This window comes from Photorhabdus machadonis (genome assembly GCF_052657765.1).
Window position 1 is genome coordinate 3,634,797 of the sequence record NZ_CP199761.1, and the last position, 26,579, is coordinate 3,661,375.

General features: G+C 42.7%; 24 protein-coding genes and 1 riboswitch. Of the genes, 9 read left to right on the forward strand and 15 right to left on the reverse strand.

The window, feature by feature from the left end:
• Window positions 1-25: 25 nt before the first annotated feature.
• Together dusC and rhlE are read right to left on the reverse strand one after the other, a co-directional pair.
• On the reverse strand, window positions 26-958 hold the full coding sequence (gene dusC, locus ACUN2T_RS17220; RefSeq protein ID WP_445494214.1) for a tRNA dihydrouridine(16) synthase DusC: 933 nt from the start codon (window positions 956-958) through the stop codon (window positions 26-28).
• Window positions 959-961: 3 nt separating this feature from the next.
• Window positions 962-2,251: an ATP-dependent RNA helicase RhlE gene (gene rhlE, locus ACUN2T_RS17225; RefSeq protein ID WP_445494215.1), complete on the reverse strand. Its 1,290-nt coding sequence runs from the start codon at window positions 2,249-2,251 to the stop codon at window positions 962-964.
• Window positions 2,252-2,556: 305 nt separating this feature from the next.
• Between rhlE and cecR the strand changes: the two genes are divergently transcribed.
• From cecR to ACUN2T_RS17250, 5 genes are read left to right on the forward strand one after another with little or no spacing between them, the layout of a single operon-like run.
• A complete protein-coding gene (gene cecR / locus ACUN2T_RS17230; RefSeq protein ID WP_445494217.1) occupies window positions 2,557-3,243 on the forward strand; it encodes a transcriptional regulator CecR in 687 nt (228 codons plus the stop codon).
• Window positions 3,244-3,259: 16 nt separating this feature from the next.
• Window positions 3,260-4,261 (forward strand): secretion protein HlyD, encoded by a 1,002-nt coding sequence (gene hlyD, locus ACUN2T_RS17235; protein WP_445494218.1) that lies wholly within the window; start codon window positions 3,260-3,262, stop codon window positions 4,259-4,261.
• A gap of 9 nt (window positions 4,262-4,270) precedes the next feature.
• Window positions 4,271-6,007 carry an ATP-binding cassette domain-containing protein gene (locus ACUN2T_RS17240; protein WP_445494219.1) on the forward strand — a complete coding sequence of 579 codons (1,737 nt, stop codon included), beginning with the start codon at window positions 4,271-4,273 and terminating at the stop codon, window positions 6,005-6,007.
• Window positions 6,004-7,164: an ABC transporter permease gene (locus ACUN2T_RS17245; protein WP_445494220.1), complete on the forward strand. Its 1,161-nt coding sequence runs from the start codon at window positions 6,004-6,006 to the stop codon at window positions 7,162-7,164. Before ACUN2T_RS17240 ends, ACUN2T_RS17245 begins: the two co-directional genes overlap by 4 nt.
• Window positions 7,165-7,176: 12 nt before the next feature.
• Window positions 7,177-8,283, forward strand: coding sequence for an ABC transporter permease (locus ACUN2T_RS17250; RefSeq protein WP_445494221.1), 1,107 nt, complete (start codon window positions 7,177-7,179; stop codon window positions 8,281-8,283).
• A 155-nt stretch (window positions 8,284-8,438) separates the two neighbouring features.
• Here ACUN2T_RS17250 and ACUN2T_RS17255 read toward each other — a convergent pair whose 3' ends face one another.
• The 7 genes from ACUN2T_RS17255 to moaA form a co-directional block, all read right to left on the reverse strand.
• Window positions 8,439-9,593: an MFS transporter gene (locus tag ACUN2T_RS17255; protein WP_445494222.1), complete on the reverse strand. Its 1,155-nt coding sequence runs from the start codon at window positions 9,591-9,593 to the stop codon at window positions 8,439-8,441.
• Between the two features lie 176 nt (window positions 9,594-9,769).
• The gene (locus ACUN2T_RS17260) at window positions 9,770-11,074 is read right to left on the reverse strand and encodes an 8-amino-7-oxononanoate synthase family protein (RefSeq protein ID WP_445494223.1); all 1,305 of its coding nucleotides are present in this window, start codon (window positions 11,072-11,074) and stop codon (window positions 9,770-9,772) included.
• Between the two features lie 505 nt (window positions 11,075-11,579).
• Window positions 11,580-12,290 (reverse strand): Bax inhibitor-1/YccA family protein, encoded by a 711-nt coding sequence (locus ACUN2T_RS17265; protein WP_445494224.1) that lies wholly within the window; start codon window positions 12,288-12,290, stop codon window positions 11,580-11,582.
• A gap of 180 nt (window positions 12,291-12,470) precedes the next feature.
• Entirely contained in the window at window positions 12,471-12,926 is a 456-nt protein-coding gene (gene moaE / locus ACUN2T_RS17270; protein WP_445494225.1) for a molybdopterin synthase catalytic subunit MoaE, read from the reverse strand.
• Window positions 12,927-12,929: 3 nt separating this feature from the next.
• Complete coding sequence (gene moaD / locus ACUN2T_RS17275; RefSeq protein WP_445494226.1) at window positions 12,930-13,175, reverse strand: molybdopterin synthase sulfur carrier subunit; 246 nt, start codon at window positions 13,173-13,175, stop codon at window positions 12,930-12,932.
• Window positions 13,175-13,651: a cyclic pyranopterin monophosphate synthase MoaC gene (moaC, locus tag ACUN2T_RS17280; protein WP_445494227.1), complete on the reverse strand. Its 477-nt coding sequence runs from the start codon at window positions 13,649-13,651 to the stop codon at window positions 13,175-13,177. The genes moaD and moaC overlap by 1 nt, the downstream gene beginning before the upstream one ends.
• 38 nt (window positions 13,652-13,689) lie before the next feature.
• Window positions 13,690-14,673, reverse strand: coding sequence for a GTP 3',8-cyclase MoaA (moaA, locus tag ACUN2T_RS17285; protein ID WP_445497906.1), 984 nt, complete (start codon window positions 14,671-14,673; stop codon window positions 13,690-13,692).
• Window positions 14,660-14,805: riboswitch (molybdenum cofactor riboswitch) on the reverse strand. Its footprint overlaps the gene before it by 14 nt.
• A gap of 258 nt (window positions 14,806-15,063) precedes the next feature.
• On the opposite strand from moaA, the gene yvcK reads away from it, so the two are divergent.
• Window positions 15,064-15,972: a uridine diphosphate-N-acetylglucosamine-binding protein YvcK gene (yvcK, locus tag ACUN2T_RS17290; RefSeq protein WP_445494228.1), complete on the forward strand. Its 909-nt coding sequence runs from the start codon at window positions 15,064-15,066 to the stop codon at window positions 15,970-15,972.
• Here yvcK and uvrB read toward each other — a convergent pair whose 3' ends face one another.
• Window positions 15,973-17,982, reverse strand: coding sequence for an excinuclease ABC subunit UvrB (gene uvrB, locus ACUN2T_RS17295; protein ID WP_445494229.1), 2,010 nt, complete (start codon window positions 17,980-17,982; stop codon window positions 15,973-15,975).
• A 773-nt stretch (window positions 17,983-18,755) separates the two neighbouring features.
• Window positions 18,756-18,935, reverse strand: a complete 180-nt coding sequence (locus ACUN2T_RS17300; RefSeq protein WP_445494230.1) for a hypothetical protein — start codon at window positions 18,933-18,935, stop codon at window positions 18,756-18,758.
• 804 nt (window positions 18,936-19,739) lie between these two features.
• On the opposite strand from ACUN2T_RS17300, the gene ACUN2T_RS17305 reads away from it, so the two are divergent.
• Window positions 19,740-20,354: a helix-turn-helix domain-containing protein gene (locus ACUN2T_RS17305; protein WP_445494231.1), complete on the forward strand. Its 615-nt coding sequence runs from the start codon at window positions 19,740-19,742 to the stop codon at window positions 20,352-20,354.
• A complete protein-coding gene (locus tag ACUN2T_RS17310; RefSeq protein ID WP_445494232.1) occupies window positions 20,355-21,248 on the forward strand; it encodes a queuosine precursor transporter in 894 nt (297 codons plus the stop codon).
• Between the two features lie 121 nt (window positions 21,249-21,369).
• Here ACUN2T_RS17310 and bioD read toward each other — a convergent pair whose 3' ends face one another.
• Genes bioD through bioB form a run of 4 tightly spaced genes read right to left on the reverse strand, consistent with a single transcriptional unit; the run spans window position 21,370 to window position 24,982 of the window.
• Complete coding sequence (gene bioD, locus ACUN2T_RS17315; protein ID WP_445494233.1) at window positions 21,370-22,050, reverse strand: dethiobiotin synthase; 681 nt, start codon at window positions 22,048-22,050, stop codon at window positions 21,370-21,372.
• On the reverse strand, window positions 22,043-22,810 hold the full coding sequence (bioC, locus tag ACUN2T_RS17320; protein ID WP_445494234.1) for a malonyl-ACP O-methyltransferase BioC: 768 nt from the start codon (window positions 22,808-22,810) through the stop codon (window positions 22,043-22,045). The genes bioD and bioC overlap by 8 nt, the downstream gene beginning before the upstream one ends.
• Window positions 22,794-23,945, reverse strand: a complete 1,152-nt coding sequence (gene bioF, locus ACUN2T_RS17325) for an 8-amino-7-oxononanoate synthase (protein ID WP_445494235.1) — start codon at window positions 23,943-23,945, stop codon at window positions 22,794-22,796. Before bioF ends, bioC begins: the two co-directional genes overlap by 17 nt.
• Complete coding sequence (gene bioB / locus ACUN2T_RS17330; RefSeq protein WP_387463578.1) at window positions 23,945-24,982, reverse strand: biotin synthase BioB; 1,038 nt, start codon at window positions 24,980-24,982, stop codon at window positions 23,945-23,947. Before bioB ends, bioF begins: the two co-directional genes overlap by 1 nt.
• A 94-nt stretch (window positions 24,983-25,076) precedes the next feature.
• Between bioB and bioA the strand changes: the two genes are divergently transcribed.
• Window positions 25,077-26,348: an adenosylmethionine--8-amino-7-oxononanoate transaminase gene (bioA, locus tag ACUN2T_RS17335; RefSeq protein ID WP_445494236.1), complete on the forward strand. Its 1,272-nt coding sequence runs from the start codon at window positions 25,077-25,079 to the stop codon at window positions 26,346-26,348.
• The last annotated feature ends 231 nt before the right edge of the window (window positions 26,349-26,579 follow it).

Sequence of the window (26,579 nt, forward strand, 5' to 3'; positions counted from 1 at the left end):
TTGAGATGTTTATGATAATATTTTGTCACAACACCGAAATCACATGTGCTATATCAGCAGACGTTTTTAATTTCCTTATCTCTTCAAAGAGTGTTAACGCTTCTTCATACTCTTTCCGCAAATAACCGAGCCACTGTTTAATTCGGGCAACATGATATTGCCCGGTATCCCCTTGCTTTTCCAACCGGACATATTTTTGCAGTAATTGAACCACGCCCTGCCAGGGCATTTTTGGTTCGTTATATTTCACCACTCTGCTCAAATTGGGAACATTAAGCGCTCCTCGACCAATCATGACAGCATCACAGCCTGTCACATTGATACAATCCTGCGCACTTTGCCAATCCCAAATCTCACCATTGGCAATCACCGGAATAGCAAGGCGCTGACGAATTTCACCAATCGCTTGCCAGTTAATACGTTCCGCTTTATAACCATCCTCTTTGGTTCGCCCATGAATCGTTATTTCCGTTGCACCCGCTTGTTGTACTGCGTCAGCAATTTCGAATTGCCGATCACCATTATCCCACCCCAAACGAACCTTGACCGTCACAGGTAAATGAGAAGGTACAGCTTCACGCATCGCTTTTGCCCCCTGATAAATCAGTTCAGGATCTTTCAGCAACGTTGCTCCGCCACCACTGCCATTAACCGCTTTTGACGGACAACCGCAATTTAAATCAGCCCCATAGGAACCTAATTCAACCGCCCGTGCCGCATTTTCCGCCAACCATTGCGGATATTGACCCAGGAGCTGAACCCGCACCAAAGTGCCGGACGGTGTCCGGCTTTGGTTATGTAATTCAGGGCAAAGCTTATAAAACGATTTTACCGGCAACAGGCTATCGACAACCCGCAAGAACTCCGTAATGCACAGATCATACTCATTGACTTCACTCAGAAGTTCCCTGACCAAAGAATCCAGCACCCCTTCCATCGGAGCCAGCAAAACCCGCATTAACTAACCTCTGGCATTAGACGCTTTATTCGATGCATCCGCATGCTTACGACTGCGCTGATGCGAAGGTGCTCCAGAACGGCGATGGCTATTTTTCTGCTGATTATCGCCACGCCCCTGGCGACCATTCTGAATAGGTTCAGCCTTGATGGTTGGATCTGGCTCATATCCGGAAATCGCCATGCGGGGAATCTCCCGCTTCAGCAGGCGTTCAATATCTTTCAGTAACTTGTGCTCATCAACACATACCAGAGAAAGTGCCTGCCCTGTCGCATCTGCCCGACCAGTACGACCAATACGGTGGACATAATCCTCAGAAACATTAGGCAATTCAAAATTCACGACATGAGGCAATTGATCAATGTCCAGACCACGGGCAGCAATATCTGTCGCTACCAGCACCCTGATCCGGCCATCTTTAAAATCAGCCAGCGCACGGGTTCTCGCCCCCTGGCTTTTGTTACCATGAATGGCTGAAGCGGTTACGCCATCCTTATTTAACTGTTCTGCCAAACGATTTGCGCCATGTTTGGTACGGGTAAAGACCAAAACCTGTTGCCAGTTACGGCTGCCGATCAGGAAAGAAAGCAGCTCACCTTTACGCTTTTTATCGACAAAATGAACAAATTGTTCAATCTGTTCAGAGGCGGAGTTACGGCGTGCAACCTCGACACTGACAGGATTATGCAATAATTTATTGGCTAAATTTTTGATATCGTCAGAGAAGGTAGCAGAAAACAGTAGATTTTGCCGTTTCGGGGGTAACTTATTCAGTACCCGACGGATATCATGGATAAAACCCATGTCCAGCATACGGTCGGCTTCATCCAATACCAGAATTTCCACCCGCGATAAATCAACCGCATTCTGGTGTTCAAGATCCAGTAAACGGCCTGGCGTCGCGACCAAAATATCAACACCACCACGCAATTTCATCATCTGAGGGTTAATACTGACACCACCAAAAACCACCAGAGAACGCAGTCTGAGGTGTTTGCTGTAGTCACATACATTTTCACCAACCTGAGCAGCCAGTTCACGGGTTGGTGTCAGGACTAACGCTCTGATCGGCCTGCGCCCTTTCATCTGAACAGGGGAATCATTAAGCCGTTGCAGCATGGGTAAAGTAAAACCTGCGGTTTTACCTGTACCTGTCTGAGCGCTCGCTAATAAATCTCTACCTGCTAATACAACAGGGATTGCCTGCTGTTGGATTGGCGTTGGCGCTGAATAACCTTGTTCTTCAATGGCACGCAAAATATCAGCACTTAAGCCAAGTGATTCAAAACTCATAAATAAGAAATACTCCAGACTTCACCATTCCTGAACTACATTCAGGGGCAGTTTTATGGGAAGAAAAATCAGACGCGGTAAATACCACAAAAGGAAAAAACACAAACTGCAATGCTCCATATCTCGACTATTATACCAGATATACTTTCTGATAATGCAACTAAAACTACAGGTATTTGCCCCGTAGTTTTCATGATCCATGACATTTTTATGCAATTTACATTGATTTACTATAAGTATAGAGTTAAGCATATGATTGATATTTTGTTTAAGTCTTTTGATCACTTGCAATAGGATTCATGTCCATGTCAGTCAACAACACCCAAACCCCCAGAGGCGGGCAAGCCAAACAGCAGCTACTCGAAGCCGCTCTTGAAATTTTTGGTAAATCAGGATTAACCGGCGCGACAACCAGAAAAATCGCATTACGCGCTCAACAGAACATTGCTGCCATAGCTTACTATTTTGGCTCTAAGGAGGGGCTCTATCAGGCCGTTGCCCAGTATATTACGGATACAATAAAGACTGAGTTCACTCATCTTTTTAAAGAGATTGATGATTTTTTTTCATCATCAGCACCTTACTCACCAGACAATATATTGAGGATGATTCACCAAGGATTTCTCGGCGTTAACCGCCTGATGATTGAAAAAGAGAGCATGAATATCAGCCGGATCATGGCCAGAGAACAACTCGCACCTACTGATGCTTATACCCTCATCCATGAGCAGGCTCTGGCGCCTCTCCACAACAGGTTAAATAAATTGATCGCCAGCTATATCGACGCCGATGAACATCAACTTTCTACTATGCTCCATACTCATGCTCTGATGGGGGAAATTCTCTCTTTCCGAATGGCGCAGGAAACCTTATTACGTCAGACAGGCTGGAATAATATCGGGCCAGAAGAATACAAATTAATTGATCAGATCCTCATCCAGCATATTGATTTATTACTGAATGGACTGAAAAAATATAATTCAAATAAATAAAAGAATAAGGAAGATCATGAACAACAAGAAACTCGCCCTCACAATATTGGTTGTCGCTGTTATTTTTGGTGCTATTTTAGGAAGTTACTATTATCAAAATAAAAATGATAAAAATGATAAAACGCTGACACTTTACGGCAACGTAGACATACGCACTGTCAATCTTAGCTTCCGGGTTGGTGGTAAACTTGCCAGCCTGCAAGTTGATGAAGGTGATGTTATCAATGCTAATCAGGTGATCGGCCTGCTGGACAATGCGCCATTTATTAACGCACTTAATAAAGCGAAAGCCACACGCGATAGCGCTAAAGCACGTCTGGCTATGATGGAAGAGGGTTATCGCACAGAAGAAGTTGCCCAAGTACGTTCAGAAGTGACACAACGTGAGGCCGCCTGGCATTTTGCTGATAGTTTCTTCAAACGCCAACAAGGTTTATGGCAAAGTAAAATGATTTCCGCCAACGAGCTGGATAATGCCAAAACTAACCGCAATCAGGCGCTGGCTGCTTTACAAGCGGCGAAAGATAAACTGAACCAGTTTGAAACCGGCTACCGTAAAGAAGAAATTGCAGAAACCAAAGGCCAGCTTGCTCAAGCCGAAGCGGCGGTTGCTCAGTCTGAACTGGACTTACAAGATACTTACCTGACTTCCCCCTCATCCGGCGCTATCCTGACCCGCGCCATTGAACCGGGCACAATGCTGGCGGCGGGCAATACCGTGTTTACGCTTTCTCTGACCCATCCCGTTTGGGTAAGAGCCTATATCAGTGAAAGCCATCTTGGACAAGCAACACCAGGACGTGAAATTTTACTCTACACTGACAGCCGTAAAGATCAGCCCTATCACGGTAAAATTGGCTTTATTTCACCGACAGCCGAATTTACACCAAAGAATGTAGAGACACCGGATCTGCGCACTGATTTGGTCTATCGGTTACGCATTATCGTTACTGACCCGGATGATTTCCTGCGTCAAGGAATGCCGGTTACCCTGCATTTTCCTGATTCAGACGCATAAGGAGCTGTGATGAACAGCTCTGCATATACGATAAGGTTAGAAAAAGTAGAGAAAACGTTTCCTGGTCTGAATAATCCTGCGATATCCAGCTTGACCGCAGAGATCTATGGCGGCTCTGTGACCGGGCTTGTAGGGCCGGATGGGGCAGGAAAAACCACGCTGATACGCATGTTGGCTGGCTTACTGAAACCAGATAGTGGTTCTATTGAAATAATGGGGCTTGATCCGATTAAACATGGTGTACAAGTACGCTTTGAACTGGGCTATATGCCCCAGAAATTTGGCCTGTATGAAGATCTGACGGTTTTAGAAAACCTGAATCTGTATGCAGATTTGCGCGGTGTACTGGGTGATGAACGTAAAAAAACCTATGAGCAATTACTCACTTTTACTGACCTGACCCATTTTACCGGACGACTGGCGGGCAAGCTTTCAGGCGGCATGAAGCAAAAACTGGGGCTGGCCTGTACTCTGCTCGGCAAGCCCAAAGTTCTGCTACTGGACGAACCCGGAGTTGGTGTTGACCCAATAGCTCGCCGCGAACTCTGGCGGATGGTTCACGAACTGGCAGATGATGGCATGCTGATCCTCTGGAGTACTTCCTATTTGGATGAAGCTGAACGGTGCCGCGATGTCCTGTTACTCAACCAGGGAAAATTGCTCTATAACGGGCAACCACAGAAACTGACCCAAACAATGTCCGGGCGCTCTTTCCTGCTTGGCACCAAACAGAATTCCCGCAGAAAAACACTGCAACGTGCTCTTATTTTGCCACAGGTAACCGATAGCGTGATTCAGGGAAAATATGTTCGTCTTATTCTTAAACCTGATGTCTCACCGCAAGAACTGCTTAATCAGCTCGAACTACCTGATGCTGAAATCATTAAAGCGGCTCCCCACTTTGAAGATGCTTTTATTGATTTACTCGGCGGTGATCCTGCCCGCCGCTCGGAACTGGCAGAAATCATGCCACAGATTGACGCTAATCCCACCGAAACGGTGATTGAAGCACAGGATTTAACCAAGAAATTTGGTGATTTTGCTGCCACTGATCATGTTGATTTTCAGGTGAAACGCGGCGAAATCTTTGGCCTGCTTGGGCCTAACGGTGCCGGTAAATCCACGACGTTTAAAATGATGTGCGGACTCATGGTGCCAACTGGCGGTAAAGCGCTGGTATTAGGGATGGATTTGAAGACCCGTTCCGGGAAAGCCCGTCAGCATCTGGGTTATATGGCGCAAAAATTTTCACTGTACGGTAACTTGACGGTCGAACAGAACCTGAAATTCTTTTCAGGTATTTATGGCCTGCAAGGGCGCAGGCAAAAAGAGAAAATTGACGGAATGGTCGAAGCTTTCAATCTCAAATCTGTTTTACATCAGACAACCGACGAATTGCCATTGGGATATAAACAACGCCTTGCCCTGTCCTGCTCACTGATGCATGAACCAGATATTCTGTTTCTGGACGAGCCGACTTCGGGTGTCGATCCACAAATACGACGTGAATTCTGGTTACATATCAATGGCATGGTAGATAAAGGCGTCACCGTTATGGTGACCACCCACTTTATGGATGAAGCAGAATATTGTGACCGGATAGGGCTGGTATTTCGCGGTAAACTGATTGCCACCGGCACACCGGACGATTTGAAACAGTTGGTCGCTACCGATGAAAACCCTGATCCATCAATGGAACAGGCATTTATTGATCTGGTCGTTAACTACGACGAGGGGCCACAATGAGCAATCCAAAGCAACATGCTCCACAGAAGGCTGTCCGCTTCTCGTGGTGGCGACTGAAAGCACTTTGTGTCAAAGAGACAAAACAGATCTTACGTGATCCCACCAGCGGGCTAATTTCTATTGTCATTCCACTGATTCTGCTGTTTATCTTTGGATATGGCATTAATCTCGACTCCAGCACAGTCCGCATTGGTATTCTGGCGGAACAACAAAGCGAAGATGCCCGTGAGTTGATACAGGCTTTTGCCGGCTCGCCTTATATTGAACCTAAAATCAGCAATAATCGTCAGCAATTAATTAATATGATGCAATCAGGGGAGATACGTGGGCTGGTTGTCATTCCTGTGAATTTTGATGCTCAACTTGCCCGCTCTGATGGTAAAGCACAAATTCAAATCATTACTGACGGCAGTGAACCGAATACCGCAAGCTTTGTACAAAGTTACGCCAAAGGCATATGGCAGATTTGGTTACAACAAAAGGGGCAAGATCAGGGAAACCCAGCTAATCCATTGATTGATATACAAGTCCGTTATTGGTTCAATCCGGCAACCATCAGCCAGCATTTCATCATTCCCGGCGCAATCACCATTATCCTCACCGTCGTTGGTGCTATTCTGACATCATTGGTTGTTGCCCGTGAATGGGAGCGCGGTACGATGGAAGCCCTGCTTTCCACCCAAATTACCCGTACCGAATTACTGCTTTCCAAGCTTCTGCCTTATCAAGTGCTTGGATCGCTCGCCATGACGCTCTGTATGCTGGTGGCTGTATTTGTGCTGGGTGTCCCCTATCGAGGTTCGCTATGGATATTGTCTGCGATCACCAGTCTCTACCTGGCGACGGCCCTTGGTATCGGGCTTTTAATCTCCACCATTACACGCAACCAATTTAATGCGGCAATGATAGCGTTGAATGTCGCCTTTCTGCCTGCAATTATGCTTTCCGGTTTTATTTTTGAAATAAACAGCATGCCTGCGTTTATTCAGGCAGTGACCTATTTCATTCCTGCCCGATATTTTGTCAGTAGTCTGCACACGCTCTTTCTGGCTGGAAATATCAGTACGGTATTGATGATAAACCTGTTACTGCTGATTGCCTCCGCGATTTTGTTTATTGGTCTGACTGCATGGAAAACCCCACGGCGCCTGGATTAAGAAGGAATTACCATGTTTTATCGTCTTTACACACTGATTATTAAAGAATTACAGTCTCTGTTCAAAGATCCACAGACACGGGCCATATTGGTTATGCCGGTTATCTTTCAGATGATCCTATTTCCACTATCAGCAACACTTGATGTTACCAACGCTACCATTGCTATTTTTGATGAAGACAAAGGCAAAGCCTCTATCGAACTGACTCAACGATTGGCAAAATCAAAAGCATTTCCTGACGTAATATTGTTGACCCATTCACAAGAGATACAGCCAATAATCGATCACCAAAAAGCCTTACTACTGGTTCGTTTTCCACAAAATTTCAGTGCTAAAATTGCCAGCCATGATCCCGTTTCTCTTCAGGTACTGCTGGATGGTCGTAATTCTAACAGTGCTCAAATTGCTGCCGGCTATATCCAGGAAATTGTCCTGAACTATCAACAAGAGCTAATGGGTAATATACCGAAAGCCAATAACAGTGAATTGGTGATCCGCAACTGGTATAACCCCAATCTGGATTATAAATGGTTTGTCGTGCCTTCTCTGGTTGCCCTGATTACCACAGCCGGAATATTAACGGTCACTGCATTGTCAATTGCCCGCGAAAGAGAGCAAGGAACGCTGGATCAATTACTGGTTTCACCTATGACCACCTGGCAGATTTTCATTGGTAAAGCGGTTCCCGCTGTAATCGTGGCTACTTTTCAGGCAACTTTAGTGCTGGCTATTGGTATCTTTTGCTATCAAATCCCATTTTCCGGCTCACTACCGCTGTTCTATTTATCCATTTTGATATACAGCTTATCGCTGGTGGGATTTGGCTTGTTAATCTCTTCTCTTTGTTACACTCAGCAACAGGCGTTTATTGGCGTATTTGTTTTTATCATGCCCGCCATCTTGATCTCCGGCTATATTTCTCCGGTTGAAAATATGCCTGGATGGTTACAAAATCTCACCTGGGTTAATCCTATCTGGCATTTTAATGACATAACCAAGCAGATTTATCTCAAAGACGCCGATTTCGCTGTTATCTGGAGAAGCCTGTGGCCCCTTCTGGCAATCACGGTCACAACAGGTAATCTTGCCTATTGGTTATTCCGGCGGAAAATTGCCTAAATCAAAGAATAGAAATGAAATATGTAACCTACCACCAAAATATCGGTGGTAGACACCTACAACGTTACGAACAATCAGCGTATTTTTATACAGATGTTAACCAATTGAGCCAGACATCAAAGAGAAACCAGACTTTAGCTTATACATGACAATAATCATTTCTCAGATTTTTTATTAACTTTATAAAACAGAAATAGTGAAAATGATGATAACACCATTATCGTTAAAGGAAGCATATAAGATTCTTTATATGAAAAGAGACCGGTTATACCACCAACAAATGCGGCTATGATTTGATGAATAAAACCAATTAATGCCATCACAGAAGAACCTGTTACAGATGTTTTATCTGAGGCAATAGATAAACTGATCGGGTAGTTTATCGCTTGCCCAAGAACAACTAAGAAATAAGCACTGTATAGTATTATCTCCAGAATCCCTCCCACAATACTCCCAACAAACATAACTACACCACCGATAAGAATTAAGATTATTCCTATTTTCATGAGATTAGATCTACCGCAATATACTATGTATCGATTTAAAATTATCGTTCCAAGCAAATAAGACATACTGATTGGAATTCCTATAATTCCATACTGGCTTTCCGACCATAAAAAATTAAACTTAAAAATCAACGGAGCCATAATATTAAATGATATAATTGCACCATAGCCAATTCCACCAATGAAAACTGCATATATATAATGTTTATTTTTTAATAGATTGATATATTTATATACTGAATTTTCTTCATTTTTACTATGATTGTATTTTTTTGCTGACAACCACAGCATTGACATTAATGATCCCAAAGCCAAAACATAAAATATATATTTCCATCCCAAAATAGTCAGTATAATAGAGCCTATTGATTGCCCAATCCCCAAAGAAATGACAAATGCTATAGATAAGTAAGATAATGCTTTTGCCAACTCATCTCCTCTAAAATTATCACGCAAAATTGATCGGGCAATAACAGAAACTCCACCGGCTCCAATTCCCTGAAAGAATCTAATTAAAATCAAAGAATAAATATTCGTTGATAGCGTTACACCCACACTACATACAAATAATATAATAAGGGCACAAAACATTGATTTCTTTTCCCCAAAAAAATCATATATTCCGCCCCACACCAGCATTAATGAAGCCATTCCAATTAAGTATGATGAAAGCATCCATGAAGTATGGTTTATATTTAAGTGTAAGTCTGATGCGATTTCAGGTACAGCAGGAAGATATATGGTCATACCAAGTTGGGCTATAAAAATGGATATACATGGTATTAATAATAAATTTTTTTTCATTTTTATGAACCGACGATTGTATTATACACTTTGGAAAATGATTTTAATCAGAAGATTTAATATGGGGTATGAGATTTTTATCCCTCCCCCACAATAAAATTATCTTCTTTACGCTATACCCGTTATCTTTCAAGTTGCCTCTTTGTTGGCTGCGCTCACTCACCCCGGTCACATCGTTATCTATGCTCTCGGGGATTCGCTCCCTTGCCGCCGCGATGCATCTTGAAATCCATAGGGTATACACTGATTGGGGAATTTAAAGTGACACTCTCTTGATATAAGGATTCTCTTAAGAAATCAGTGAGTAAATAACAAAAGCGTTTAATTAAGTCACTCTCCATGTCAGCCCTGAGAGTCACTCTAATTGCCGCCCGCCCTTGAGGAACGACAGGGAAAAAAACCGATGATGTAAAAAAGCCATTTTCAGCTAGAAATGCAGCCGTTTTATTTGCCAACGAAGCATCACCACATTGAATTAATCGTATTGCAGTCGAACTGCCAAATTGATCTGTAGTTATTAAGCTGTCAAATAATTGTATATTTTTTTTCAATTTTTCCTGAAGCGCTTTAAACTCAGGCTTGTAATGTATCCTAATTGAAGCTCTTCCAGCCCCTATTGCTGCTGAATTTAGGCTCTGAGACCAATTACTCGGGCCACCATAGCGATGAATGAGTTTCTTTTGATTACGACTACCCAACATGACTAAACCACCACTGGCTGCAAATGATTTAGCCAAAGAAGCAACGATAATGGCGTTCTCATCCAGATCCTTAATATGTGACCTGATGTATCCACAACCTTTATCTCCTATAGCAGATAAAGCATGTGAATCATCCAAATAGGTGAATAACCCATACCGTTCTTTTAAATACATAATTGAACTTATGTCAGCAACACCGCCCATACTGTATAGACCATCTGCCACATAAACCACTTTCTTATGTCTTTTACATATATCTTCAAGATAGCCCATATCGTTATGTGGGACTGTTATCACATCTGTTTCATCAGCGCATGACGGCTTTAAATGATTCATAGAATAATGAGAATATTTGTCAAATACCATAACCGGGTTTACGTTTCCAGTGAAAACACCCGATGCAAGCAAAGGCAATATACCTGAACTTGCAGAACTACATGATAATGTACTTAAACATTCGGCATTAAATAACGCTGACAATTCCTGTTCATAATTTTCCAAGATGGAAAGTTTACACCTATTCTTCGAGTTAGGTATACGAAGTGACCCTGTTTCTTTTATTGCGTCTATAGCACCATTTAATATATCTTTATGATAATCCAGACCAAGATATGATGTAGTACAGAAATGATGAAAATCTCGACCATATTGGTCTGTCATATAATTTATACCAGACACTTTCACATCTAAGCCTGATATCTTATTATTTTCTGCATTTTCCCAATCACTTTCTGAGATGCTAATAATTTTCTTATAATTTATAAACTGATTATTATTCATGTAATAAATCCCATTTGATTCTCTTGTGAGAATATCGTGAGTCATGGCCCCTGTGTAATAAAACTTTCCTTTGTAGAAATTTATATTCTCATGAAAAAAATCAGAAATCAATTAATCATAAATAATTTATATAAAAACCCATATTAACCCTTGTAATTATATTACTGATTTAATAATAATTAACATTATTATATTTTCAGAAATGACACCCTAGTAAATATGAATTATGTGAAATTAATCCACATTCAAGATATGCTTCATAGACGTTTCTCACCATCAACAGCTAAACGAATTTAAAAGAATCACTAAGCATAAAAATAACCACACTTGTTATTCAGATATTATTAACTCAATAAACACTCTTTTTGATATAAGCGTCAGCACAATTCACAAAAATATAATTGTGAATTTTTAGATCAATAAAACGATATAATTCTTTGTTATTAGAAAATAAATCTAAAATTCAGTGTAGCTAAAATCATTTTAACTACACTGAAAATATCAATTAACGGCGATCGCCAAAAATACGCAACAGCATCAAGAACATATTAATGAAGTCCAGATACAAGGTCAGTGCGCCGACAATAGAGAATTTACGCAAACTCTCTTTATCATTCACATCCAGATTTTCACCCATCTCTTTCAGTTTCTGAGTGTCGTAAGCGGTCAGACCGGCAAAAATAACCACACCAATGTAGGTTATCGCCCACATCAACATTTCACTCTTCAACCAATAGTTAACCAGAGAAGCCAGAATAATGCCGATAAGCCCCATAAACAGGAAGCTACCAAGGCCACTCAGACTACGTTTGGTGGTATAGCCATAAAAACTCAGCGCCCCAAACATGCCCGCAGTCACGACAAAAGTGGTAGCAATGGAACCATCAGTATATATCTTAAAAATACTGGAAAGCGTCAGCCCGGTCAGAGCTGAATACAGCATAAACAACCCTGTCGCTAATGAACCATTCATACGGTTAATCAAACCGGAAAGCACGAAAACCAGTCCCAATTGAGCAATGATCAACCCATAGAAAACAATTGAGTTTGAGAAAATAAATGCAACAACAGCCTGACTTTGTGACGCATACCAAGCCACAAACGCCGTTAACAACAGGCCACAAGTCATCCAACCATAAACTTGGGCCATATAAGTTTGCAGGCCGGTTCCAGCCTGCTGGATTATAGAACCATTTGAGCGTGGATAACGATCCATGGCGCTTACCTTCTATGACAGTGTTTAGAAAATTCAGGTTGTTTAATATCAACAACCCACTCAAGTTTTATACATTATCACAGAATATAATCAAAACAATTAACCATTCAATAATTACTTGTATAGCAGTTCATCTATCTGACCAGTTTTCGAAGCGTTTCGCAGAAATAGAAAATACCTTTATAACCAACGTTTCGCGGCTTCTTGATCGCTCTCGCGGGATTCAACCCAACGTTCACCATCAGACAAGAACTCTTTTTTCCAGAAAGGCGCCATTGTTTTCAAATAATCCATAATAAATTCAGCAGCTTCAAAAGCCATATGCCGATGGCCGCTTGTCACACCAACAAACACAATTTCATCACCAGGATAAAGTACACCAATCCGATGGATAACGCTGATGCGCTGTAATGACCAGCGATCCCGTGCTTCGGTGACAATATTTTGTAACGCTTTTTCCGTCATTCCGGGATAGTGTTCCAGTCTCAGTGCACTCACTCTGTCACCCAGATTATGATGACGAACTTTACCTGTGAACGTGACGATAGCCCCATCTTCATCACATTGAGAAAGCCATTGGTACTCATCCCCCACACTGAAATTTTCCGGACCAACAAAAATGCGCGTGTTTTCCATTAATCATCCCCCAGTCACCGGTGGGAAAAAAGCCACTTCATCACCATCCTGTAGTGGATGCCCGCCATGAACAAAAGTTTGGTTTACTGCTGACAGGAGTTTTCCATCTTCCAGCGCCATAGCCCAACGCTCACCTTTTGATATTAATGCCTTTCTCAAGCCATCAACGGTGGGATAATTATTATCCAGCGCCAGTGAATCAGTCCCTACCAGCTCACGTACCTGAGCAAAAAAGAGTACTTTAATCATTATTCCACCTTAAAATGCCCTAATCGCCCACCCCATTTCTCCAGCAAACGAACCGGCCCGATGACCATATCCTTCTGTACGGCTTTACACATATCATAAATAGTCAGCGCCGCGACGGATGCCGCTGTCAGCGCCTCCATTTCAATGCCGGTTTTTCCTGTCAGACGGCAACAGGATTCTATTCTCACCCGGCTATATTCTGTCTGCGCTTCCAACTGAACTTCGACTTTCGTTAGCAGTAATGGATGACAAAGTGGAATTAATTCCCATGTACGTTTTGCCGCCTGAATACCCGCAATCCGGGCTGTTGCAAACACATCACCTTTATGATGGCTGCCGTCAATAATCATTGCCAGTGTTTCCGGCGTCATTTCAATAAAAGCCTCTGCCCGCGCCTCACGTTCTGTTTCGACTTTAGCAGAGACATCAACCATATGGGCTTCACCAGTAGAATTAATGTGGGTCAATTGAGACATTCTTTGCTCCTGAAAAAACAACAATACCCGGCAGTAAATTAGCCGCCAATAACAGAAAGATTTGGGGTAATACCGCTGTCCCCCTGATGTAGGAAATGAGTTTCCCGTTTATGACGCAGCCCCCCTTGAATACGCAATTTCAAATCATTGAATTGCTCTTCACTCGATAACAAATCACGCAGTGGTATCCCTTGTTCACCAAACAGGCATAAGTGAAGATTACCTATTGCGGAAACACGCAAGCGATTACAGCTTCGGCAGAAATCTTTCTCATAAGGCATAATCAGACCGATTTCTCCCTGATAATCAGGATGGCTAAAAACCTGTGCCGGGCCATCACTGCGTGAGCGTTGAAGCTGATGCCAGCCATCGTGCAGCAAGCGTTCCCGGATAGTTTCGCCAGAAATGTGGTATTTGCGAAACATTTCGCCGCCATCACCGGTTTCCATCAATTCAATAAATCTCAACTGGATAGGACGATCTTTTATCCAGTGCAAAAAAGCCGGCAGACTGATGTCATTGACGTTTTTCATCAGCACCACGTTGACTTTCACTTTACTGAAACCCGCTGCAAATGCCGCATCAATACCACGCATCACCTGAAAGAATTTGTCTTGTCCGGTAATCGCATGAAACTGACGGGGATCAAGTGAGTCCATACTGACATTCACGGCGGTTAAACCAGCCTCTTTCCACCCGGCAACATTCCGTTCCATCCGATAACCATTGGTGGTTACAGCAAGGGTTCTGATTAACTTATTTTCACGGATGACAGAAATGATATCCGTGAAATCACGGCGCATGGTCGGCTCACCCCCCGTCAAACGGATTTTCTCTGTACCAAGATCGGCAAACGCCCGGCCAACAAAACGGATTTCAGGTAATGTCAAAAAGGAGTGATGCCCGCGGGGTTTATAACCATCTGGCAGGCAATACGTACACCGGAAATTACAGACATCGGTAATCGACAGTCTCAAATAATAAAATTTTCGGGCAAATGCATCTACGAGTTGTTCCACAATAACACCTTTCCAAATATGGGAGACGCGGGCATTTCTGCCCTACATCCTGGTGACTCAGTGGCCACGGCCAAAGCATCATATCGCTGTGTAAAACGGTGACTTAGACGCAGAGGCTAGGAGTTAATTTCAATATCTATGGTTTAATGCAAAACGACATTCTCAATGCCAATTCTAGCGCTTAAGCAAGAAAAATGCGAACATCCACTTTCGTTATATAATTTAATATACAATGACTTAGCCAGTGCCAGAACAAATAGCAGACAGTTCTATTCGTGTTGATTAATTAAAATATTGCGCCAAATCACGGCACTTTTTCGGTTAATCGTGTTTTATAATAAATTACGCTAAAATTACTCGGTAAATATAAGTTCAGCCAGCAACAGGAATTCTATGCGAAACCGCACATTAGCCGATTTAGATCGGGTAGTTGCCCTCGGTGGAGGTCATGGCCTTGGGCGCGTTATGTCCTCTCTTTCATCATTAGGCTGTCGCCTGACAGGCATAGTCACCACGACAGATAATGGCGGCTCAACCGGCAGGATCCGGCGATCTGAAGGCGGTATTGCCTGGGGAGATACCCGCAATTGTTTAAATCAACTCATTACCGAGCCTAGCGTTGCATCAGCAATGTTTGAATACCGTTTTAGCGGTAACGGAGAACTGGCAGGTCATAACCTAGGCAATCTGATGCTTAAAGCATTGGATCATTTGAGTGTCAGACCCCTTGAAGCAATTAATTTAGTCCGCAGCCTGCTGAAAGTGAATTCTCATCTTATTCCCATGTCTGAACAACCCGTTGACCTGATGGCGGTAGATGATCAAGGCAATACCATCTATGGCGAAGTCAATATCGATCAGCTGCATTGTATTCCACAGGAGTTGATGCTTTACCCCCCAGCCGCGGCGACAAAAGAGGCGCTGGATGCCATCACTCAGGCGGACCTGATTATTATCGGGCCTGGAAGCTTCTTTACCAGTCTAATGCCACTACTTTTACTTGAAGATTTAACTCAGGCACTGCGCCGCAGCAACGCCAGTATGATTTATATCGGTAATCTTGGGAAAGAATTAAGTGCCGCCGCCGCAGGGTTAACACTGAAAGATAAACTGGAAATAATGGAAAACAAAATCGGCTGTCGGATGATCGATGCGGTCATTGTTGGCCCCTGCACCGATATCAGCAAACTTAGCGGCCGAATTACGACGCAACAAATACTGGAAGCACAGGATATTCCCTACCGCCACGACCGTGAATTACTGCATCAGGCGTTAGAAAATACCTTGCAAAACCTTGGTTAATTAAGAATTGGCAATAAATTGCTCACGCAATGCCTGAACCTGATCCCGAACATTCGCCGCCTGCTCGAATTCAAGATCCTGCGCATGCTGGTACATTTTCGCTTCCAGCTCGCGGATTTTGTTTTCCAACTCTTTGGCGGACAGCTTGCTGAATTCTTCCGGCGCAACCACCACCTTACTTCTGCCCTTCCCTTTGCTACCCGCAGGCTGACCAATTTGCAGAATATCACTGATCTTCTTATTCAAACCTGTTGGAACAATGCCGTGCTCTTGATTAAATACTTGTTGTTTCACACGACGGCGTTCCGTCTCCCCAATCGCTTTCGCCATTGAATCGGTGATCTTATCGCCATAAAGAATCGCCTTACCATGCAAATTGCGAGCTGCACGCCCAATCGTTTGAATTAATGAACGCTCAGAACGCAAGAAACCTTCTTTATCAGCATCAAGAATCGCCACCAGAGAAACTTCTGGCATGTCCAACCCTTCCCTCAGCAAGTTAATACCCACTAATACATCAAATTCACCTAAACGAAGATCCCGAATAATTTCCACACGTTCGACAGTATCAATATCTGAGTGCAAATAGCGAACCCGCTCACCATGTTCTTCCAAATATTCAGTTAAATCCTCCGCCATTCGTTTGGTCAGCGTCGTGACCAGCACCCGCTCATTTTTCACCGCCCGGATGCGGATTTCAGACAGTAAGTCATCAACCTGAGTGGTTACTGGACGAACTTCTATTTCAGGATCAAGCAAACCCGTAGGACGCACTACCTGTTCCACAATATCCCCAGCGGATTTTTCCAATTCATATTTACCCGGCGTGGCCGAAACATAAATTGTCTGTGGCGCCAGTGCTTCAAATTCTTCAAATCTCAGCGGACGGTTATCTAATGCAGAAGGCATACGGAAACCATATTCCACTAACGTTTCTTTACGGGAACGATCCCCTCTGTACATCCCACCGATTTGCGGGATTGTCACATGTGACTCATCCACCACTAACAGGCCATTAGCAGGGAGATAATCAAACAGTGTCGGAGGCGGCTCTCCTTCTGCACGTCCAGAGAGGTAACGGGAGTAGTTTTCAATGCCGGAGCAATAACCCAATTCATTCATCATTTCCAAATCAAACTGAGTACGCTGAGTAACACGCTGTTCTTCCAATAATTTACCGTTTGCCAGCAGTACCTTGCGCCGCTCCTCAAGCTCAACTTTAATCTCTTCCATTGCCTGAATAATACGCTCTCGAGGCGTCACATAGTGAGTTTTCGGATAAACAGTATATCGTGGAACATGATATTCAATCTGTCCCGTCAGCGGATCAAACAGTGATAACCGTTCCACCTCATCATCAAATAATTCAACACGCAAGGCATGCTCATCAGATTCAGCCGGGAAGATATCAATTACTTCACCGCGCACCCTGAATGTCCCCCGCTGAAATGCCTGATCATTACGAGTATATTGCAATTCAGCCAAACGCCGCAGAATGGAACGTTGATCGATAATCATCCCCTTGGTCAGGTGGAGCATCATTTTCAGGTAACTGTCCGGATCACCCAAACCATAAATAGCCGATACAGATGCAACCACGATGACATCCCGCCGCTCCAGCAAAGCTTTCGTGGCGGACAAACGCATTTGTTCAATGTGCTCGTTTACTGAAGCATCTTTTTCGATAAAAGTATCAGAACTGGGAACATAGGCTTCAGGTTGGTAATAATCGTAGTAAGAAACAAAGTACTCCACCGCATTCTCTGGAAAAAATGCTTTCATTTCACTGTAAAGTTGAGCTGCTAGTGTCTTGTTTGGCGCAAGTACCATTGTTGGCCGGTTTAAATTCGCTATCACATTAGCAATAGTGAATGTTTTACCAGACCCCGTTACGCCCAACAGAGTCTGGTGGGCAAGCCCGTCCTCCAGCCCTTCCTGCAATCGGTGAATAGCCTCTGGTTGATCACCACCAGGTTGGAAGTCAGAATGTAATTTGAACACCTTACTCATAGATATCTCACTTTCCTAGCATTAAGCCGTCCATAATACTGGATAAAAAACCAGCTTCAAGTCAGTTTTGTAAAAACCGGCTCAATTTAGGCCATTTCCCTATTAATTAAATATTGGTTGACATCAAAATAAATACCACGTTATCCCCAAAATCACCTTGATTTTTTCATTTTTTATATGATCGACTGAAAGGTGACAACACAGAGCGTCATCACCGATCAGACAAGGCTTGATTTTAGTTATCTTATTGAAATTGAAATAAATTAAAACAAAGACGAGAATAACATCAACCTTAACGAAAGCCGCGTATTTTCTTGCGTTACGCAACTTTTCTAAGCCTAATACACAAGGTTATCCACAGGAATAGTGGATAACTCTACAAACCCTATTAACTGTACGAGGTTGCAGCATCATTCCACAAAAGAGGTATCCTCTACCAGTAAAAATTTTTACTGTTTTTTTAACCTTTATTCTGGTTATTCATTTCAAAAAAAGGATAACTCTCCTATAAAAACCCGTTCAACACGACCTGCATGAAGGATAGTGAGTGTCATCAATTCCACTACATTGATGTAAAAACGAGCCTGACTGCTTTAAACAACAACAAACTATACCGGTTTCGCATCAGCATTTTCATTCAATAGGAAATAACCGGTAAACAGTTTTCCAGTACCAAACTTGTTTACACTAGAGGAAATAGTGATAGTTTTTCACCTGAGAAGAAATAAAATGAATATTTTCATTTCGATAATAAGGTTTATACCCTATGGATTTCAAGATGCATCGCGGCGGCAAGGAAGCGAATCCCCGGGAGCATAGTTAACGATGTAACCAGGGTGAGTGAGTGCAGCCAACAAAAAGGCAACTTGAAAGATAACGGGTATATCACTGTTTTTTCTGTTTTCAGCAACAGTAGATTCAATATCATCAATAACATTTTTGGCTATACTCATCAGCATTTGCCAGAAAAATAAAACCACCTTATTGATATGAGTAAAACTCATCTTTTAGCCAGGATATACAGTATATCCTTAATAAGTAGATTAATTCACATCAGTATTTCCCTATTCTACAAGATGAGATCCATCAGGAGCTTTAAAAAAAACGATAGATACAAAAATATCAGATCTACACTGCCCTGACAAAATGTCCAATATTCTGCTGGCTATTTTCGATCGAAAAACCGACTTTGTATCTATCATCCACAATTTTAATCTATTGCTGTTCCCAAGCATTTTTATATTGCCATTTCCCGGTGATTTAACTGTGTTACCATTTAATCAATTTACTAATTTAAATCCTAATGTTTATTTCACTTCCTTATCTTACGGTGATTCCCTAGTGCCAAAAGAAATAACCCGTTTCTTAAACTCGAAGGTTGAAGTAGCTCTTCCCCGAGGGATTTATAATAGGAATAATATTTTGGTTGATGCTATCCAACTGCCGGAAAACATATCAACACAACTTAACATTATTGTAATGGAGCCCATAAAGTCAACATAAAAAGAAACATAAAGTTCATTTTTATGTAAACTTTATAATGCATCCAACTTAATACTATGATTTAACTTTTATTTTTAAAATACAGATGTAACTCCATACGCGTTTTCTGACACAAGATGTGCTAATATAAATAGTCATAAAAATAACATATTAAAGTAAAAGCAATAAACTATTACAATGGGTGGTTTTCTCATACTGGACAATATTATTGAGTAATATACAGTTATGCAGTAATTTTCACATAAAGGATTTTTATGAAAACGTCTAATGCACAGCGAAAAACGAATATCATTAAGAACATAGAATATTTGATACGTACCCGTGGCGAAACCAAGAGCTCATTTTCCAATAGAACAGGTTTAACACGTACGACCATTTATAAAATTCTGGAAGGACAAGTTAATAACGTTCAACAATCTACCATCCTCCGGATCTCCGATTTTTTCGGTGTTTCCTGTGAAGAAATAGAAAATTATGACCTTGAACAACTGGAGCGCCTCAATGAAACACTTTCAACTGAAGGTAATAAAAATCCGTCGGCCATCCCCATCATTCCACAATCTGAATTTTTCTCTGTTTCCGGGAAAAAAATAGGTCAGCTTGTTACCGAGTACCCGCTGACCTATTTCTTTGGCGATGAGTCAAATATGTTGGCGATTAAAGTCGAATCGGAAATAGGGGATACATTTATACCCGGTGAAGTGATCATCATAAAACGCCCTCCCGCGTTAGTCACTAACACCCCATCACTGTACTACTCTAAAGAAATCGGGTTCTTTATCCGGCAAGAGAAAGATGATGACAGCATAGACAGAAGACACCCCAAATACGCTCAATTTTTAGGCTATATCGTAGGAGAAAGGCTATAAATGACAGCAAATCAGAAATTTAAATTATTGGGATTTACACGGTACGGTAAATTATCAGCAAATATCATGGTACTCGCGACGGGCAAGACCATTACTATGGGGCTGAAAGAGCTGGTCGATAGTGATATTTCAGAAGATCTGAGCAGACATGAACTCAGTACGCTATATCGGAAATTATACAGCCACAGCAACATTGTTACAGCTTATGAACTAGGGGATCGTCATGAGCGTTCATGGCAAGCGTATTTACTCATCAGCGTCGCACTCAGTGTTATTTATATTTTCTCCACAATATGTGGCGTGAAGCCCATTCATGTCCCTATTATTAATATCGTCACTCCACCCGGCGTTTTTATTTACCCAATCACTTTCCTTCTGGTCGATATTCTAAATGAATTCTATGGGTTACGCCTGGCAAGAAGAACGATTATTATCTCCTTTGCAGCGAATTTACTGTTTGTTTTGGGGCTTTGGACAACCGCACTGATGCCAGGTGTTCCTGGATGGGAGTTTGGTGCAACTTATAGTGGCATAATTAATAGTATCGTCTCGGTATTACTGGCATCATCTCTTGCTTATTTTATCTCTGAGAATATAAATTCGTATCTGCTTTGCAAAATAAAGTCTCTCACAAATTCAAAGTATCTTTTCCTCAGAGTGATAACAAGTACTGTCATCGCCTCGGCATTCGACAGTATAATATTCTGCTCAATTGCTTTTTATGGTGTTCTCGGTATAGATATCATAAAAGAAATGATCATTGCCCAATTTATCATTAAAGTTGTTTATTCTATTCTGGGTGTAGGCCCGATATACCTGGTAAGAAAGATATTCAGACGTTATATCAACCAACCCTCAGAGGCCACGGTTAATAAAAAACTCGCCGAAGCATGAATAACAAGCACACCGTCATCAACCATGATAAACTCATTGAAAAATATAACTTTTATGCCGGAAAGGCATCCCGGCATATTGCAATAAAACCCGATATATCGTCACCGGTAAGATTAATAATTCAATTAACCAGTAATTTAAAATCTATATATTCATCTAAATAATTAAGATATTCTTGTGTTAAATTAGGGATCGTCCCCAATAAAGGTGCAGGTAGCATGCGTTCTAATGTCGCCAGATATTCTTTCTGACGCTTGCTTGCGGGTTCAACTTCATTCGCTATCCACCCTGCGAAATATAATCCTGAACCTCTGATAGCCTCTGAGGTGAGTATCGCGTGATTAATACAACCCAGTTTCACCCCCACGGTCAGAATAACCGGTAATTGCTCTTTAATGACCCAGTCAGCAAAAGTCGCCGATTCCGATAAAGGCGTATACCAACCACCCGCGCCTTCTACTAAAACCCAATCGGCTTTCTTTTCCAGATGATACAGCCCCGCAGACATAACAGAAAAATCAATAGGTTGATTTAAATCAGCGCTAACAATATGCGGTGATGTCGCTTCAACAAATACCAGCGGATTCACTTCATCATATTGTAAAGGTAAAGAACTGTTCGCCAATAATGCCAATGCATCCGCATTACGGACACCTACCGGTGTTATTTCACTGCCGGAAGCGACGGGTTTATAACCTGCTGTTTTATATCCTGCTTTAGTCGCAGCCTGTAGCAAAGCACAACTTACAACGGTTTTACCTACTTCGGTATCTGTACCGGTTAAAAACCAGCTCTTAGTCACGATAAATAACTCCAAAAACAACCTGATAACTGAGAGATAAATGTTTATCTTCCCGAGGGTAAGCCTGTTCCAAAGCCGTCAACCGTCCACGGGTCATCAGTCCCTGTTGTCGCCCACAATGAAGATGAGTCGCGCCAATTCCCTTCAAGGAACCTAAGAGTGGCAATATATGCGGATATTGTTGGCGATAAACCTGACTGATAAGACGGTGCCGGAAATCCTGACAGGCATCTTTAATCATCTGCTGTGGCAGAAAATGATTAATATGCTGATAGTTATCAACCGCACTCCAAGCTTGCTGCAATTCATGTAATGAACCTTTGGCCAATGTGGAAAACAGAATCAATCCACCGGGGCGGGTCACCCGATAAAGCTCGGTTAAAACACAAGATAAATTATCGCACCATTGAACAACCAAGTTACTGAAACAGATATCAACACGACTGTCAGCAAGCCCTAAACATTCAATATCTCCTTGCAGGTAATAATCTGCTGCCTGCCTTTCACGGGCATGCGCTAACATCCCCGATGCCAAATCCAGCGAGATAACCTGTCTCCCCTGTTGCCGCCAACAATGACTAAAAAAACCGGTACCGCAACCGGCATCCAATACCAATCTGCCAGGATGCCCACTGGCTTGTTGCATGAGGAATGCGCCGGTTTGTTGCTGTAATTTTGCTACCACATCATAATTGGCGGCAGCACGCCCAAATGCGCCTGCAATAGCCCGTTTATCGACAGATTCAGCTACAGAACTCATATAGCGCCTCCGTCAATATATCAATATCTTGCTGTGTATGGCTGGCAGTCAGCGTAATACGTAATCTGGCGCTGCCTGGCGGTACTGTCGGAGGGCGAATCGCTTTAACCCAAATTCCTTTTTGTTGCAGATATTGAGATAAAGACACACTCAACTCATTATCACTCACAATCAGTGGCTGAATCGCCGTAGTTGAATCTGTCAGGTTGAATGGCAGTTTCTGTACCTGCCGGCGGAAATCATCAATATTTTGCTGCAATCGTTGGCGCAGCTCATCACCCGATTGTATCTGCCGGACCGCTTCAGAAATCGCCTGTGCCTGCGCCGGAGGCATAGCAGTGCTGTAAATAAGATGACGGGCATACTGAATCAGATATTCTGCCGTCTGCTCATCGCAAAGTACCGCTGCACCACTCAACCCAAACGCTTTGCCAAAAGTGACAATTAAAATTTCCGGTTTCACTTTCTGCTGCCAACAGCTTCCCCGACCCTGTTCACCACAGACCCCAATACCATGTGCATCATCCACCATTAACCAGCTACCTGAAACGCGGGTTTGCTGATAAATATCGGCCAGCGGTGCGCAGTCACCATCCATACTGAACACCCCCTCGGTTACCACCAATGTTTTCCCAATACAGGGTTTTGCCAGTAAATCCGCAAGTGATGCAGGTTGATTATGGCGAAAACGACGTAATTGAGCAGATGAATGCATGGCAGCTTCCATTAATGAAGCATGACTCAAGCGATCGGCAATAATCCGATCCGATTGCGTCATTAACGCTGCAATTACCCCTTGATTAGCAGAATATCCTGAAATAAAGAGCAATGCTTTTGGATAACCCAGCCAGTCGGCCAATTGTTGTTCCAGGCGCTGATGAGCGTTTGTATAACCTGTCATATGGCCTGACCCCCCACTGCCAACACCATATTGTTCAGCCCCCCGCTGCCATGCGGAAATGACTGCGGGATTTGCGCTTAACCCTAGGTAATCATTACTGGAAAAATTAAGATATTTGCCTTCCGTGGTATACAAGAAACGCCCATCTGATTTCTGATTAACCTGCCGCTGACGCCATAGAGAAGAGTCCTGACGCTCGGACAATTGCCGAGAAAGATACACTGACCAATCCATTACAATGCCGCATTATAAAATTGTTCGTTATCCGCATTGATGATGGCTTCTGCCAGATGCTGTTGCTGCTGATTATCACCAAATGCCGTTTGAGTCTGCTGAGGGTTAATGCCCAATTTTCGGAACAGTTGTAAATCTTTATCTTCACCAGGGTTAGGTGTCGTCAGCAACTTACAGCCATAGAAAATAGAATTAGCGCCCGCCATAAAACACATAGCCTGCGTCTGCTCATTCATCTGTTCACGACCAGCGGATAACCGGACATGAGAAGCTGGCATCATGATCCTGGCAACCGCAATTGTGCGGATAAAATCAAAAGCGTCCACATCTTCGTTATCAGCCAACGGCGTGCCTTTGACTTTTACCAGCATGTTAATGGGCACACTTTCCGGCGGTTTTGGCAGGTTTGCCAGTTGTACCAGCAACGCAGCCCGATCACGGATTTCTTCTCCCAAACCGACAATACCACCAGAGCAAACTTTTATTCCCGCATCCCGTACCTTATCGAGCGTATCCAACCTGTCCTGATAGGTTCGGGTGGTAATGATGTTGCCATAAAATTCCGGAGAGGTATCAAGGTTGTGGTTGTAATAATCTAATCCTGCTTCCGCCAACCGCTGCGCTTGTGAGCCCTCAAGCATGCCAAGCGTCATGCAGGTTTCCATCCCTAATGCTTTGACTTCCTTAACCATTTTCTCCAAATAAGGCATATCCCGTTCATGAGGGTTTTTCCACGCAGCACCCATACAAAAACGGGTTGAACCTGCGTTTTTAGCCTTACGGGCAGAATCAATCACTTTCTCCACTTCCATCAACCGCTCTTTTTCAAGGCCCGTTTTATAGCGGGAGCTTTGCGGGCAATATTTGCAATCCTCCGGACAAGCGCCCGTTTTGATGGAAAGTAATGTACTGACCTGTACCTGCTGTGGATCAAAATACATACGGTGAATCTGTTGTGCTTCAAACAATAATTCGAAAAAAGGTTTATCAAACAGTTCTTGTGCCTGCTTAATTGTCCATTGCTTACGTTCAGTCACAATGACATCTCCAGTGTGAAAAAAGTCTCGTCAGTTTAAATAATGTCGTTATACTGTCAACTAATTTTAAATAAATTAGTTGACATCAAGCCTTATGACTTCTTCTGATATTGAATTTGATCTGCGCCATATCTGGCATCCTTATACCTCTATGACCAAGCCACTTCCGGTTTATCCTGTTGTCAGTGCCTCTGGTGTGGAACTGGAACTGACTGATGGCTGTAAGCTGATAGATGGCATGTCTTCATGGTGGTCTGCCATTCATGGATATAATCATCCGCTACTGAATCAGGCAGCTAAAACTCAGATTGATAAGATGTCCCATGTCATGTTTGGTGGAATAACCCATCCATCCGCAATCGCACTTTGCAGACAATTAGTGGACATTACACCACCATCGCTTGAGTGCGTCTTTCTGGCTGATTCAGGTTCTGTTGCGGTGGAAGTGGCCCTGAAAATGGCGTTGCAATACTGGCAGGCAAAAGGTGAGAAACGTCAGCGTATTCTGACATTACGTCATGGTTATCATGGTGATACATTCGGTGCTATGTCTGTCTGTGATCCCGACAATTCGATGCATAATCTCTACAAAGGTTATCTGCCACCACATCTGTTTGCCGAATCACCTGAATGTGGATTTGATTCTCTTTGGGATGAACGGGATATCATTTCATTCCGTACTTTGCTGGAGCAGCATTCCAGTGATATTGCTGCGGTTATCCTGGAACCTATTGTACAAGGAGCTGGAGGAATGCGGATTTATCATCCTGAATATCTGCGCCAGGTCAGAATGCTCTGTGATCAGCATCAGATTCTGTTAATTGCCGATGAAATTGCCACCGGTTTCGGCCGTACAGGAAAATTGTTTGCCTGTGAACACGCTGAAATTGAACCGGATATTTTATGTGTAGGTAAAGCGCTGACTGGCGGCTATATGACGCTATCAGCAACACTGACAACCCGTAAAGTAGCCGAAACCATCAGCAATGGCGAAGCCGGCTGTTTTATGCACGGCCCAACGTTTATGGGAAATCCATTGGCTTGTGCCGTAGCAGAGGCCAGTTTGAAATTGTTGCTAGAAAGCCCTTGGCAACAGCGCATTAAATCGATTGAAAACCAATTAAGCACTGAGTTGATGCCATTAAAATTACATGCAAAAGTGGCTGATGTCCGGGTATTAGGTGCCATTGGGGTGGTGGAAATGAAACAACCGGTAGATATGGCAGTGTTACAACACTATTTTGTTTCTGAAGGTGTCTGGATAAGACCATTTGGTAAGCTGATTTATCTGATGCCACCTTATATTATTCAACCAGAGCAGCTTTCACGTCTGACAAAGGCTGTTTTCAACGCAATTAATTTGTAGTTTGCTGTTAATCATTTTCTCCCGCCACCCATTCTGCGGATCTGGCGGGAAAACGCGTTAATACTCATCTGTTCGGATAATATTATTTTACGTGCGGACTCCTCTTCAATTCGCTATTAATGGTTAATGATTTTCGATTAAATTCAATTAATTCTCCATTTGAAAAGTTGTATTTATTGAGTTAAATCCATCCCTGATATAAAATCTTTAATCGAGTTAACGTAATTTATT